A 509-nucleotide genomic window follows, 5' to 3' on the forward strand; every position below is an offset into this window, starting at 1 on the left:
ACCAGGTATCGCTCGCGCTGCCGCGCGGCGGCGCGCTCGGCATCGTGGGCGAGAGCGGCTCCGGCAAGAGCACGCTTGCGCGTTGCCTCGTGGGCCTGCTCGACCCGGATCGCGGCAGCTTGCGGCTCGATGGCGCCGATTTGCTGGCAGCCGGTGCTGGGCAGCGCCGACAGCRCGCCCGGCGCATCCAGATGGTGTTCCAGGACCCGTTTGGTTCGCTCAACCCACGCCGCCGCGTGGGCGAGCTGGTCGCGCAGGGCCCGCTGATCCATGGGGAACATCCGCTGCGGGCTCGCCTTCGCGCCGCCGAGCTGTTCGAACTGGTAGGGCTGGATCCCAGCGCGCTCGACCGTTATCCGCACGAGTTCTCCGGCGGCCAGCGCCAGCGCATCGGCCTGGCCCGTGCGCTGGCCCTGTCGCCCGACGTGCTGGTGGCGGACGAGCCGGTATCCGCGCTGGATGTCTCCGTGCAGGCACARGTGCTGGCGCTGCTTGACGACCTGCGCGCG

1 protein-coding gene is annotated in these 509 nt (G+C 72.0%); it reads left to right on the forward strand.

The window, feature by feature from the left end; all coding sequences use genetic code 11:
* On the forward strand, positions 1 to 509 hold a 509-nt coding region (locus tag AC1DS3_RS39450; protein WP_477129475.1), incomplete at both ends, for an ATP-binding cassette domain-containing protein.

The sequence above is a fragment of the Cupriavidus sp. 01L46 genome (assembly GCF_056399905.1).